The organism is Desulfurobacterium sp. TC5-1 (genome assembly GCF_000421485.1).
GTDB lineage: Bacteria > Aquificota > Aquificia > Desulfurobacteriales > Desulfurobacteriaceae > Desulfurobacterium_A.
Genome location: NZ_ATXC01000001.1, coordinates 261,482 through 273,804, shown reverse-complemented (window position 1 = coordinate 273,804; position 12,323 = coordinate 261,482). Strand labels below are relative to the sequence as shown.

The window sequence follows — 12,323 nt, the reverse complement described above, 5'->3', positions numbered from 1 at the left end:
TTTTTTGAGCGGGAGTAGAGAGATGATAGAGATAAGACTGCCTGACGGTAGCGTAATGGAAGTTGAAGAAGGTGTAACGGTAAAGGAAATTGCGGGCAAAATTGCTAAAAGTCTTGAAAAAAATGCAGTTGGAGCTGTTTTTAACGGCGAATTGATAGATACATTAACACCCATAAAGGTTAGCGGTGACATAAAAATAATAACTTCTAAAGATGAAGAATCCCTTCACATTTTAAGACACAGTGCGTCACATGTTCTTGCGAAGGCAGTAAAGAAAATTTACGGAGAAGACAGCGTTAAACTTGCAATAGGTCCTTCAACAGAAGAAGGCTTTTACTACGATTTTGACCTTCCTGAAACAATCTCTGAAGAGGACCTTGGAAAGATAGAAGAAGAAATGGCTAAAATCATTAAAGAAAAAGAGCCTTTTAAGAGAGAGGTTGTTTCAAGAGAAAAAGCTTTAGAACTATTTAAGAATGAACCTTACAAGATTGAACTCATAAATGAACTTCCTGAAGATGCCGAAATTACCATTTACTGGCTCGGTGAGGATTTCTACGATCTCTGCCGCGGTCCTCACGTTGAACATGCTGGAATGATAAAAGCTTTCAAACTTCTTTCCGTAGCTGGCGCTTACTGGCGTGGCGATTCACGCAATAAGATGCTTCAGCGTATTTATGGTACAGCTTTCTGGAAAAAAAGCCAGCTTGATGATTATCTTCACAGACTTGAAGAAGCCAAAAAGAGAGATCACAGAATTTTAGGAAAGCAACTTGACCTCTTTTCAATTCACGAAGAGGCAGGACCTGGACTGGTTTTCTGGCACCCTAACGGTGCAATACTGCGCCAGACCATAGAAGCCTGGGCTGAAGAGGAACACAGAAAGCGCGGATACGAGAGAGTTTACACACCCCATCTTATGAAGGCCGAACTGTGGAAAACATCCGGTCACTATGATTTTTACAAGGAAAACATGTTCTTTGTTCCCGTGGTGGAACATGATGAGGATGAAAAACTTGGAAACGAAGAAATTCCTCTAACGCCTGAAGAGATAGAAAGGGCAAATTGGTATGCAGTAAAGCCCATGAACTGTCCGGCACATATACTCATATACAAGTCACAACCAAGGTCTTACAGAGACCTTCCTATAAGGTATTTTGAGTTTGGTACGGTTTACAGGTACGAAAAGAGCGGTTCCCTTCACGGTCTTCTGAGGGTTAGAGGTTTCACACAGGACGATGGTCACATATTCTGCCGCCCTGATCAGCTTAAAGAGGAGATCCAATCAGTCCTTGATTACGTCATGGAACTTCTCTCAACATTTAAGCTCGACTATGTCATAAACATAGGAACAAAGCCAGAAAAGTACATCGGTACAGACGAGCAGTGGGAACACGCAACAAACAGCCTTATAGAAGCTTTGAGAGAGAGAGGTTTTGACTACAACATCGTTGAAGGAGACGGCGCCTTCTACGGTCCAAAAATAGATATAGCCGTTCTTGACGCCATAGGTAGAAAGTGGGACGGCCCTACAATTCAAGTTGACTTTAACCTTCCGGAAAGGTTTGACGTCCACTACGTTGATAGAGACGGTGAGAAAAAGCGTCCCGTTCTTGTTCACAGGGCTATTATGGGAAGCGTGGAAAGGTTTATCGGTCTTCTTATAGAACACTATGCAGGACTTTTCCCGCTCTGGCTTGCACCTGTTCAGGCAGTCATTATTCCTGTAAGTGACAAGTACATAGATTATGCTGACGAGGTTTACAAAAAGCTTAAAGAAGCAGGAATCAGGGTGAAACTTGACGATGAAAGTGGAAAGGTAGGATTCAAGATAAGAAAGGCTGAAGTTCAGAAGATCCCTTACATGCTCATTGTCGGACAGAAAGAACGAGAAAGCAACACTGTTTCTGTCAGAAGTAAAAAAGAGGGTGACATCGGTTCAATGCCCCTTGATAAACTCGTTGACAGGCTAAAATTTGAGATAGAAAACAAAATTTGAAGGAGGGAGCCATAAGTAAGAAAGCAGAAAAAACAAGGGTAAACGAGGCTATCAGAGCAAGAGAGGTTCTCGTTATCGGTGCTGACGGAGAAAAGCTTGGAGTCATGCCAACTCTTAAAGCACTTCAACTTGCAAAGGAACAGGGACTTGATCTTGTCGAAGTGGCACCAAACGCAAAGCCGCCGGTTTGCAGGATTATGGACTACGGTAAATACAAGTATCAGCAGCAGAAGAAGGCACAGGAAGCGAAAAAGAAACAGAAAACCATAGAGGTTAAAGAGGTTAAGCTCAGACCGAGAACAGATGAGCATGATATAAACGTCCGTATAAAACAGACGCGGCGTTTCCTTGAAAAGGGTAACAAGGTAAAAGTTGTCATCATGTTTAGAGGAAGGGAACAGGCTCACCTTGAGCTTGGATACGCCCAGCTTGATAAGATTTACAAAGCTGTTGAAGACCTTGCCCAGATAGAAAGGAAGCCGAAGAAAGAAGGTAGAGACATGTTCATGATACTTGCACCTAAGAAAGATAAAAAATAATCACCCCTTTTACTTTTACAGCCGGCGTGCGCCGGCTTTGTTCTATGGAGATGGTATGCTGCGGCTAAGACATCTAAACCTTGAAGGATTTCTCTCCCATAAAAATACGGATCTTCCCTTTGAGGACACGTCTTACATCATTATCGGGTCTAACGCTTCCGGTAAGACAAGCATCCTTCGCGGCATTTTCTTCGGCCTCTTCGGCGAGGATATCGTTTTTGGAAGGAGAAATCTGCTCAACCTTGTAAACAGAGAAAAATCTTCTGCAAAGATCACTCTTTCATTTTTAACCGGCGGCAGAGAGTACACCGTCGTCAGGAAGATTACACCAAAAGGCGCTCAGTCTGTTGAGCTTTTCAGGGACGGAAAGAAACTTGCCATGGGCGTTAAGGTTTGTGAAGAGGTTTTAAGAAAAGAGTTAGGCCTTGAACCAGAAATTTTTAAAAATACCGTTTACGTTCCTCAGGGAGAACTTGTTACGTTTCTTGAAGGAACACCAAAGGCAAGGAGAGAAATCCTTAACCGCCTCTTTGGCTTAGAGGAAATAGCCAAAAAGCACGAAACCATAAAAGCTTTTGCAAAACAGATTGAGGTTGAATTCAGCAAGTTTGAATTTCAGCTTCAGCAACTTGAAAACCTGCAGAAAAAGATAATCTCTATTGAAGAGGAAATAAAAGAGCTCGAACGTCAGATAGCAGAAGAAGAAAAAGAAACAATTGAAATGAAAAACCTCCTCTCTCAGCAGCAAAAGGTATTAAAAAGTTTTGAAGAGAAAAAGAGCAGAGTTGAAGCAGTTGAAAAGGAAAAAAGGATATATCAGGAACAGCTTCAAAAGGTTATTTCCGAAATAGAAAAGAAGAAAAAGAAACTGTCCGTTATGGAAGTAGAGGAAAAGAAACTCCCTATGCTAAAGGAAAAGGTGAAACTGCTTCCGGTTCTAAAAGAGATTGAAGATAAAGTATCACAGTTAAAACTTCTGATTGAAAAGAAAAAGAACCTTGAGGAAGGGAAAAAGAGATTTGAGCTTTTAAAGAGGGAATTTTCAAAGAAAAAAGAACGTTTAAAAGTGGTTGAAAGGGAGCTTTCTGAAGCTGCTTTAAAACTTAAAGAAGCAGAAAATGTTTACAAGCAAAAAGTTAATATTTACGAATCCTTAAAAATTTCAAAATCTAAACATGAAAGTCTAAGTGAGAAGTTGTCCTATCTTAAAAAAGAGATAGAAAAGAGAGAAGAAAGATTCAAAAAACTGCCGGCTGTTGATTTAGAGAGTTTAAAAGGACTGATTTCGGAAACTGACAGGGAAATTTCGTCTGTTGAAAAACAGATAGCAGAAACAGAATCACTTATAAAAATGCACAGGGAACGTCTTGAAAAACTTGAAAGTAAAAATATTAACACCTGTCCTATTTGTGGAAGCAAACTTACAGCAGATAAAATAAAAAATCTCATTTCAGAGTCTTCCTCTTTTATAGAAAAGCATAAAGGCACAGTAAAAACACTGCAGAACAAATTAAAGAATCTCAAACTTAAGAAAAAAAGAGAGGAAGAAAATCTAAAAGAGGCAATAGTTTCGCTGAAAGAGAGAGAAAACCTTGAGAAAGAACTTATATCTCTAAAAGAAGAGAGAGATGCTGTTCAAAAAGAACTTGCCAGCCTGAAATTTTCTTATGAAACTTTTGAATCCATTGAAAAAGAAGTTGAATCAATGAAAGAGACAGTTCTATCTTTAAAAAGCTTCATTTCCTCTTTAAACGGTGAAATGTCCCGCCTTAAACCTGAAATAGAAAAGATAGAGGAAGAGTTAAAATTCTTTGATGCTGACCAGGTTGCTAAAAACATAGGTGCGGTTGACGAAAGAATAGCAAACCTTAAAGCTTCCATTTCAGAACTAAAAAGTAGATTTAATATAGATGTTAAAAGCGGCAAGGAATTAAAAAAGGCAATAGAAGAAATTGAAGCAAACAGAAGAGAAATAGAGAGAATAACCGCCTACCTTGAAGCCCGACCGGAAATAGAACAGGAAATAGAACTTCTCTCTAAAGAACTTGAAACTTTAAAAGAAAAGTTGAAAAACTGTGAAGAAAAGATAAAGGACATCGGCTACGACGAAAGAGAACATGAAACGATCAAAAAAACAGTAGAAGATAGCGAAGAAAAACTTTCAGAAGCTTTAAAAGCTTTAAATCAAAAGAGAGGAACCTTAACGGAGAAAAGAGAAACACTCGCAGCGACAAAAAAAGAGATAGAAGAACTCCTTCAGGTAAAGGATAGAATAAAGGTTTTAAAGAGCGCTTACGACGTTATAAAACAGGTAGAAGCTGGATTTCACCCTTCCACGGGATTTGTGACAGAACTAAGGCAACAACTTCTTCCGGAAATAGCCAGCATCTGCAAAAACATATTTTCTGAATTTAACTTCGACTTTAGTGAAATAACAATAAGTGAAGATTTAACGGTAGAATTTGGTATTCCGGGACAGGGTGTTGTTACTCTTGATCAACTCTCTGGAGGACAAAAAGTTGCCTTTGCCCTTGCCCTTCGGTTTGCCCTGGCAAGGAAATTCATGTCAAAGTTTGAACTGCTTATACTTGATGAACCTACGATTCACCTTGACGATGAAAGAAAGAGAGAGCTTGCCGACATACTGCTTGATTTAAAAGGAAAAATTCCACAGATGGTTGTTGTAACACATGATCCGGAACTTGAAGTTGCAGGTGATAAAATTATACGTGTTGAAAAGACAGCAAACGGTTCAACAATAAAACTTGCAGAAGGTGAGTGATGACAAAGAAGAGCAAGATAAGAACAGCCATACAGGTTTTTTCCATTATTCTGTTGGTGCGGGATGCCATGATTTTCTACAAGAAAAACAAGAAATCAATACAGACAATATACAAAGCCGGTAAAAGACTTCTTCAGAAGAAGAGAACATAACATTTGAAAAGAGGGGGACATTCCCCCCTCCAAATTAGAATCTTACGTTCATCGTAATTTCGCCTTTTGTCCCGGTTGTATCTACATTTGTTAAAGTGTAGGACTTGTCAGGCATAATCACGTAAACGCCGGCGAAGAAGGAAACATTCTTTGTATATTTATATGAAGCGGTAAAGTCAACTTCCTGTCCGGCAGTTGTACTTCCTATGTCTGTCTTTACATAGTGGTACTGAACGCCGACCTTCGTTTTTGCAAGAGGTTTAAATGAAAGCTTAACATAAGTGTCCTTCGCTCCTATTCCCCTGCCAACAAAACCTGTGTAGTAATCACCAAGGCCTAAGAACTTATGCCCGGCCCAGTAGAGAGGATTAAGGCTTTCAACATCCGCCGTCGTTCCATCATCACCAGAGTAGAACTCATATCCAACCTCTGCCCCCCAGCTCTTCTGCCCCAACTTTGCAGAAACGTTGTAGAAAGAACCGTCATAACTGCTTCCGGCAGCTGTATCACCGCCCTGTTTTGCGTACTCAAGGTTTAATCCTAACTTTCCAAAACCAGTTCCAAATGCAGGCGAAATCCTCACGTAAGCTGTCCAGGGCCTGGTCTTTACGTTAAAATCAATATACTCAAACTCATAGCTTCCGCCTAATCCAAATGTCTTCATGTTGCCCTGCCATGAAAGTGCAGCAAGGTTTTCATCTGCAGTTCCTACTGTGTCATCATCTATACGGCTTCCAAAACCTATAAGTTTCCCTGCGCTTGTATTATAAGCGATTAATATACCGTCAAGAGAAAGACCGGTATTTGCATAGTTTTTGTTGCAGATAAACCTTCCTATACCGAGAGTTACTTCCTGCCGTCCAACTTTAACAGTACTTCCTAAAAAGTTTTCAAACTGAACATACGCTTCATGTATTGAAACCTGACTGCCTTCAACGTTAGAAGACGTTCCAAACGCTGATGCCTCTCCCCAAGTTCCAGCATACTGTGGAACAAACTTTAAAGATACACCCTGCCCTAAATTTACATCAAACTTGAGTCTTGCCCTTTCGTAGACTCTTCCATCGGTATTCCAATCGTTCGCCGTTGCATTCAGGGTGGTTGCACCCATTAAGAACATCGTCCTTGATTCACCACCAATCTTTACCTCTGCAGCAGCTTTTGCAGTTGCTCCAAAACCTGTAAGAAGCGTGATCAGCGTGAACGTAAGAAGCTTCCTCATCATATCCTCCTTAATATAAAGCTATTTTAATGTAGATTATATCAAACTTACCTAAGTATGCAATAAAGTTAATGATTTGAATCGCAATTTTAAAAACACTTTTTTTTATATAAGGCAAATACTATGGCAGGCATACTCATCGGATTTAAGTACTTTTCCACTTTGTTAGTATTACAAGCACCCCTTTCCCGTCATTCTGAGCGAAGCGAAGAATCTCATCCTATTACCATAGACTCTTCGGCGCACAGCACCTCAGAGTGACAAAAAGGAAATGTCATTCTGAGCGAAGCGAAGAATCTCCCACCCGAACCCAGCGAAGAATCTCTTAGATCCTTCGGACTCTGTCCTCAGGATGACAAGAAAAACAGAATTATTCTGAACGCCCCTTCCCGTCATCCTGAGCGTTAGCGAAGGATCTGAGACTCTTCGGTGCACAGCACTTCAGAGTGACGAAAAGAGAGTGCCATTCTAAGCACAGCGAAGAACCTTCCTGATATCTGTTATAATGTATCTTATAAGTTTCAAGCGGCAACTGCTCTCTTATCCAGCTCCTAAACGATAATATTTATTCGACACTTGAGGAAATTAATGTGCGAAGAATAAACATACATCCACATTTAAAAATGAGAATGGAAGAAAGAGGAGTAACCCTTGAAGAAATAAAAATAACTCTTGAAAAAGGATTCAATGCGTCCAATGCAAAACCTGGAACTTATGGTAAGACCTTTGTTTTTTCCTATAATAAAAGATGGTGCAATAAATTTTTTCCGGAGAAAGAAGTAACCGTTTATTATAAAGTGATAGATGGAGAAATCATTGTTCTAACCGTTATAGCACGGTATGGAAAGTTTTCTGGAACGGAGGAAAAAATATGAGATTTGAATATGACGAAAAAAGGGACTTACTGTATATACGCTTTGGGGAACCGGGAACAAAAGTATTCAAAACTTTTACCGTTACACCCGGAGTTTACGTGGATGTGGATGAAAAGGGAAATCTCTTAGGAATTGAAATAATAGATGCTTCCGAAGTTATGGGTGAAAAGATAGAATTTACCTTCCCGGCATTGTCGGTAAAGAAAGCAGTCGGCCAGTGAACGTCAAATAGGAAAATTTCCGGGAACTTTCTTTTAGACACCGATCATTTCCTTCTTAACATTTTCTTTTACAAAAGGATTAAGTGAATCGTAAAGCCCCAGATCAACGTTTCTGTTCAGTTCATTTTTCAGGAAATTTCGGGCACCGGCAATTTTAAAACCGTTTTTTTTCTTCATTTTTAGAATAACTATATCAACATCACTATTTTCAGTACATTCACCCCTTGCTACCGAACCAAAAATCGCTATCTCTTCTATCCCGTAAACTTCCTGGAGTTTCTTTTTTAAACCCCTGAGCTTCACCAAAATCTCGTCTCTCACACTTATCACCTGAATAAGGTTTTCATTAATAAAATATAAAAAAAAGCAAGCCTTTCTGTCATCCTGCGGGCGCAGCCTGAAGGAGCTTTTTCAAGCATCCAGATTCTTCGGCCACTTTGTGGCCTCAGAATGACAAAGGAAACGTCATCCTGAGCGCCCCTTCCCGTCATTCTGAGCGCCTTTCCCTGTCATTCTGAGCGTTTCTTTTCTGTCATTCTGAGCGAAGCGAAGAATCTCACCCTGATAGTAAGACCCCGAGACTTCATTTCATTCACACAGATTCTTCGGCTACTACGTAGCCTCAGAATGACAATAAAAAACCATTCTGAGCGCCCTTTCCCGTCATTCTGAGCGAAGCGAAGAATCTCCCACCCGAACCCAGCGAAGAGCTTCATAGATCCTTCGGACTCTGTCCTCAGGATGACAAGAAAAACAGAATTATTCTGAGCGCCCCTTCCCTGTCATTCTGAGCGAAGCGAAGAATCTCATCCTATTACCATAGACTCTTCGGCGCACAGCACCTCAGAGTGACAAAAAGGAAACGTCATTCTGAGCGAAGCGAAGAATCTCCCACCCGAACCCAGCGAAGAATCTCTTAGATCCTTCGGACTCTGTCCTCAGGATGACAATATTGACCGGGATGATGGGAAAAATATCTGAGGAGGTAACTTTTTAGAACGCCGGGCAGAAAGCCCGGCAATATTTTAAAGATTGTAAAACACGTCCATTCCTTTATAAACAGCGTTTCCGTTAAGGATTTCTTCAATCCTTAAAAGCTGATTGTATTTTGCGTTTCTTTCACTTCTGGCTGGCGCGCCTGTTTTTATTTGACCTGAGTTAACCGCAACAGCAAGGTCAGCTATAAACGGATCTTCCGTTTCTCCTGAACGGTGAGATATAACTGTAGTGTAGTTTGCCCTTTTAGCCATCTCAATAGCGTCAAGGGTTTCCGTTACGGTACCTATCTGGTTAAGCTTTATAAGAATTGAGTTGGCGAAACCGTCCTTTATCCCGAGTGCCAGCAGTTCTGTATTTGTTACGAAAACGTCATCACCTACAAGCTGAACTCTATTTCCAAGAGCCGCAGTTAGAAGTTTCCATCCTTCATAGTCGTTTTCGGCCATTCCGTCTTCAATGCTTATTATCGGATACTTGTCAACAAGATTTCTGTAAAAGTCTATAAGCTCTTCCCTTTTAAGAGTTTTACCTTCGCCTGAAAGTTCATAAACGCCGTCACCTTTGTAAAACTCTGAAGATGCAGCATCAAGCGCAAGCATAACATCTTCACCGGGCACGTATCCGGCATCTTCTATAGCCTTCATTATCACCTGAATTGCTTCTTCGTTTGAAGAAAGATTCGGTGCAAAACCACCTTCGTCACCAACGTTTGTTGAGTGTCCCATTTCTCTTAAAACTTTCTTAAGCGTGTGGTATATCTCAACACCCATTCTGAGGGATTCGGCAAATGTTTCACCGCCTACAGGCATTATCATGAATTCCTGAATGTCAACGTTGTTATCAGCATGAACGCCTCCGTTGAGGATGTTCATCATAGGAACCGGAAGCTCTTTTGCATTAACGCCACCTATGTATTTAAAAAGTGGCAGGTCAAGTTCAAGAGCAGAAGCTCTACAAACTGCCATTGAAACGCCAAGTATTGCATTTGCACCGAATCTGCTCTTGTTCTCCGTTCCATCAAGTTCAATCATAAGTCTATCTATGTTTGTCTGATCTGTTGATTCAAGACCTATAAGTGCAGGTGCTATTTCCTGATTCACGTTGTTAACGGCTTTCAAAACACCTTTTCCAAGGTATCTTTTTGGATCCTTATCTCTTAACTCAAGAGCTTCTCTCTCACCAGTTGATGCACCGCTTGGCACTGCCGCTCTTCCAACAACTCCCGTTTCAAGTGTAACTTCCACCTCTACCGTTGGGTTTCCTCTTGAATCAAGTATTTCCCTTGCCCTCACGTCAACTATTCTGGACATTTTCTCCTCCAAAAAGTTTTTCTATCTCTTTCAGTATCTTTTCATTTCCCGAAATCGTAAAAATTCTACCACTATTTTCCTGATGACACTCTATTTTTAGCTTTTCAAAAGGACATCCTTCAAGTATCTCTTCTGCAATTTCCGGCCATTCAATTACCTTCACTCTGCCGTCAAAAAGATACTCTTCAATACCGACAGGTTCCAAATCTTCAACAGACGAAAGCCTGTAAAGGTCAACGTGTACCAGTTTATCACCGTACTCCTGAATTATGATAAACGACGGGCTTGACACCTCTTCCGGTGAAATTCCAAGACCCTCAGCGATACCTTTGGTAATGCAGGTCTTACCGCAGCCAAGGTCTCCGTAAAGCAGGACAATAGTCCCTTCAGGAATAACTTTTCCTATGATTTTTCCCAAACGATGAGTGTCTTTGGCGGAAGGTACATACACTCTCAAAATCAACGTTCCGTCCTCTCACCAACAAGGGAAATTGTTGTGAAATTTGCTTTCCTTAGGCCGTCTATCACCTGAAACACATACATGTAGGGAGTCTCTCTATCCGCTCTTATGTAAACCCGCTCATTTTTCTTTAAAAGGGGTATAACCTGGCTTATATTTGTGTACGTTTTACCGTTGTAAAATATTTTTCCCCATTTATCTATCAGTATTTTATTTACTTTCTCATATTTGTTATAGCTTATTGGAGCCCCGCCTTTTGGAACGTGAATCTTAACTTCACCACCGGACATAAACTCGGTACTGACGGCAAGAAATATAACAAGCATAAGCGTAAGGTCAAGAATAGGTGAAAGTATAATTTGAGCAATGGGTTTTCTCCTGGTGGCTCTAAGGTTCAATCTCAGCTCCTCTTAATCGTTCTATGAGCTTCCTTCCACACCTTTACGGCTTCCCGGCACTCTTCCACCGACGGAACAAGGGCAATTCTGAAAAATCCTTCACCGCCGTTTCCGAAAAATTCACCCGGTGAAATCACTATACCGTATTTTAACAGATGAAGCGCGTAATCTTTTGATGAGACACCCTCAGGAACCTTTACCCAGAAGTAAAAAGTTGCTTTTACGTCTAAAAATTCAAGCCCTTCATTTTTAAAAAACTCTTCAAAGATTTCCTTCTTTTTCCTGAAAATTTCCCTTCTCTCTTCAACGTGCTTTTCATCTTTCCACGCTTCCCTTGCACCAATTTGAATAAATTCCGGTGAACCAACGCCGAAAGACGAGCGAAAACGGAGGTATTCTTTTATGATTTTATCATCGCCGGCTACAAAACCACTCCTATAACCAGTCATTCCGCTTCTCTTTGATAAAGAATGGAAAACCACAACATTTTCTTTTCCAACCTGAAGGGCTGACGGCGGCTTATCTTCAAAATATATCTCTGTGTAACATTCGTCTGAACATAGAATAATGTCGTATTCTCTGCATATTTCATAAATATCTTTAAGATAACTCATCGGTGCCACAGCACCTGTCGGATTATGGGGATAATTTATCCAGACTATCTTTGTCTCTTCTAAAATAGAAGGTTCAACTCTATCAAGCCTTAACAGAAAACCGTCTTCATACTTAAGCGTCAGCGGTGTTGGAGTGCCGCCGGCAAAGAGAGTTCCCCTCTCATAAACAGGATACGCAGGCGTTCCGTATATAACCCTTTTCTTTTCAGACTCTTCCTCTATAAAAACAAGCGGAAAGTGGAATATCGCCTCTTTTGAACCGGCAGACGGAATTATTTCTGTCTCAGGATCAAGCTTTACACCAAAGCGGTTTTCAAACCATACACTTACAGCTTCCCGTAAATCCTTTCTTCCTTTAACGGTAGGATATTGGGACACTTCAGGTACAGCATTTCTAACCGCTTCCCTTATGAAAGGTGCCGTCGGCTCCTTCGGATCGCCAGTTCCAAAATCGTATATTTTTTTTCCCTGCTTCCTTAATTCCTCTTTAGCTTTTATAAGCTCATCCATAGGATAAGGTTTCATAGCCTTTAATACTTTATTCATGCCACCACCCAATTACTAAAAGATTAGCAAAATTGTAGAATAGAAGCTCCGTTAAAACAACCTGCAAAAAGCGTGAAGTGAACAAAAATAGAAATATAAGTAATTTTAATAACTGATGGCGGGATTTGTCGTGATAGCCATTATGGCGTGATGGGAACGGAGATAATATCTCCGACAGAAAATTTTTTATTTTATAAAAAAACTAA

Annotated in this window: 12 protein-coding genes; 6 read left to right on the top strand and 6 right to left on the bottom strand. The window is 40.5% G+C overall.

Annotated elements, in window-relative coordinates; all coding sequences use genetic code 11:
• Positions 1–22 precede the first annotated feature (22 nt).
• From thrS to H153_RS10125, 4 genes are read left to right on the top strand one after another with little or no spacing between them, the layout of a single operon-like run.
• Positions 23–1,999 (top strand): threonine--tRNA ligase, encoded by a 1,977-nt coding sequence (gene thrS, locus H153_RS0101435; protein WP_022846353.1) that lies wholly within the window; start codon positions 23–25, stop codon positions 1,997–1,999.
• Positions 1,996–2,538, top strand: a complete 543-nt coding sequence (gene infC, locus H153_RS0101430; protein WP_022846352.1) for a translation initiation factor IF-3 — start codon at positions 1,996–1,998, stop codon at positions 2,536–2,538. Before thrS ends, infC begins: the two co-directional genes overlap by 4 nt.
• A 55-nt stretch (positions 2,539–2,593) precedes the next feature.
• A complete protein-coding gene (locus tag H153_RS08955) occupies positions 2,594–5,320 on the top strand; it encodes an SMC family ATPase (RefSeq protein WP_022846351.1) in 2,727 nt (908 codons plus the stop codon).
• Positions 5,320–5,472, top strand: coding sequence for a hypothetical protein (locus tag H153_RS10125; RefSeq protein WP_022846350.1), 153 nt, complete (start codon positions 5,320–5,322; stop codon positions 5,470–5,472). The genes H153_RS08955 and H153_RS10125 overlap by 1 nt, the downstream gene beginning before the upstream one ends.
• A 34-nt stretch (positions 5,473–5,506) precedes the next feature.
• Here the strand turns inward: H153_RS10125 and H153_RS0101415 are convergent, their stop codons facing one another.
• A complete protein-coding gene (locus H153_RS0101415; RefSeq protein WP_022846349.1) occupies positions 5,507–6,694 on the bottom strand; it encodes an alginate export family protein in 1,188 nt (395 codons plus the stop codon).
• Positions 6,695–7,323: 629 nt separating this feature from the next.
• Here H153_RS0101415 and H153_RS0101410 point away from each other — a divergent pair.
• On the top strand, positions 7,324–7,569 hold the full coding sequence (locus H153_RS0101410) for a hypothetical protein (protein WP_155883379.1): 246 nt from the start codon (positions 7,324–7,326) through the stop codon (positions 7,567–7,569).
• Positions 7,566–7,790, top strand: a complete 225-nt coding sequence (locus H153_RS0101405) for a DUF2283 domain-containing protein (protein WP_022846347.1) — start codon at positions 7,566–7,568, stop codon at positions 7,788–7,790. Before H153_RS0101410 ends, H153_RS0101405 begins: the two co-directional genes overlap by 4 nt.
• Positions 7,791–7,823: 33 nt before the next feature.
• Here H153_RS0101405 and H153_RS0101400 read toward each other — a convergent pair whose 3' ends face one another.
• From H153_RS0101400 to dapC, 5 genes are all read right to left on the bottom strand, one after another.
• Positions 7,824–8,111, bottom strand: coding sequence for a nucleotidyltransferase domain-containing protein (locus H153_RS0101400; protein ID WP_022846346.1), 288 nt, complete (start codon positions 8,109–8,111; stop codon positions 7,824–7,826).
• 704 nt (positions 8,112–8,815) lie between these two features.
• The gene (gene eno / locus H153_RS0101385; RefSeq protein ID WP_022846343.1) at positions 8,816–10,099 is read right to left on the bottom strand and encodes a phosphopyruvate hydratase; all 1,284 of its coding nucleotides are present in this window, start codon (positions 10,097–10,099) and stop codon (positions 8,816–8,818) included.
• Positions 10,083–10,562, bottom strand: coding sequence for a tRNA (adenosine(37)-N6)-threonylcarbamoyltransferase complex ATPase subunit type 1 TsaE (gene tsaE / locus H153_RS08950; protein ID WP_022846342.1), 480 nt, complete (start codon positions 10,560–10,562; stop codon positions 10,083–10,085). Before tsaE ends, eno begins: the two co-directional genes overlap by 17 nt.
• Positions 10,559–10,957: a biopolymer transporter ExbD gene (locus tag H153_RS0101375; RefSeq protein WP_022846341.1), complete on the bottom strand. Its 399-nt coding sequence runs from the start codon at positions 10,955–10,957 to the stop codon at positions 10,559–10,561. Before H153_RS0101375 ends, tsaE begins: the two co-directional genes overlap by 4 nt.
• Before the next feature lie 2 nt (positions 10,958–10,959).
• A complete protein-coding gene (dapC, locus tag H153_RS0101370; RefSeq protein ID WP_022846340.1) occupies positions 10,960–12,117 on the bottom strand; it encodes a succinyldiaminopimelate transaminase in 1,158 nt (385 codons plus the stop codon).
• Between the last annotated feature and the right edge of the window lie 206 nt (positions 12,118–12,323).

Excerpts from the sequence above, each read along its gene's own strand:
- thrS (WP_022846353.1), top strand. The coding sequence starts at position 23 with ATGATAGAGATAAGACTGCCTGACGGTAGCGTAATGGAAGTTGAAGAA.
- H153_RS08955 (WP_022846351.1), top strand. The coding sequence starts at position 2,594 with ATGCTGCGGCTAAGACATCTAAACCTTGAAGGATTTCTCTCCCATAAA.
- H153_RS10125 (WP_022846350.1), top strand. The coding sequence starts at position 5,320 with ATGACAAAGAAGAGCAAGATAAGAACAGCCATACAGGTTTTTTCCATT.
- H153_RS0101415 (WP_022846349.1), bottom strand. The coding sequence starts at position 6,694 with ATGAGGAAGCTTCTTACGTTCACGCTGATCACGCTTCTTACAGGTTTT.
- H153_RS0101410 (WP_155883379.1), top strand. The coding sequence starts at position 7,324 with ATGGAAGAAAGAGGAGTAACCCTTGAAGAAATAAAAATAACTCTTGAA.
- H153_RS0101405 (WP_022846347.1), top strand. The coding sequence starts at position 7,566 with ATGAGATTTGAATATGACGAAAAAAGGGACTTACTGTATATACGCTTT.
- eno (WP_022846343.1), bottom strand. The coding sequence starts at position 10,099 with ATGTCCAGAATAGTTGACGTGAGGGCAAGGGAAATACTTGATTCAAGA.
- dapC (WP_022846340.1), bottom strand. The coding sequence starts at position 12,117 with ATGAATAAAGTATTAAAGGCTATGAAACCTTATCCTATGGATGAGCTT.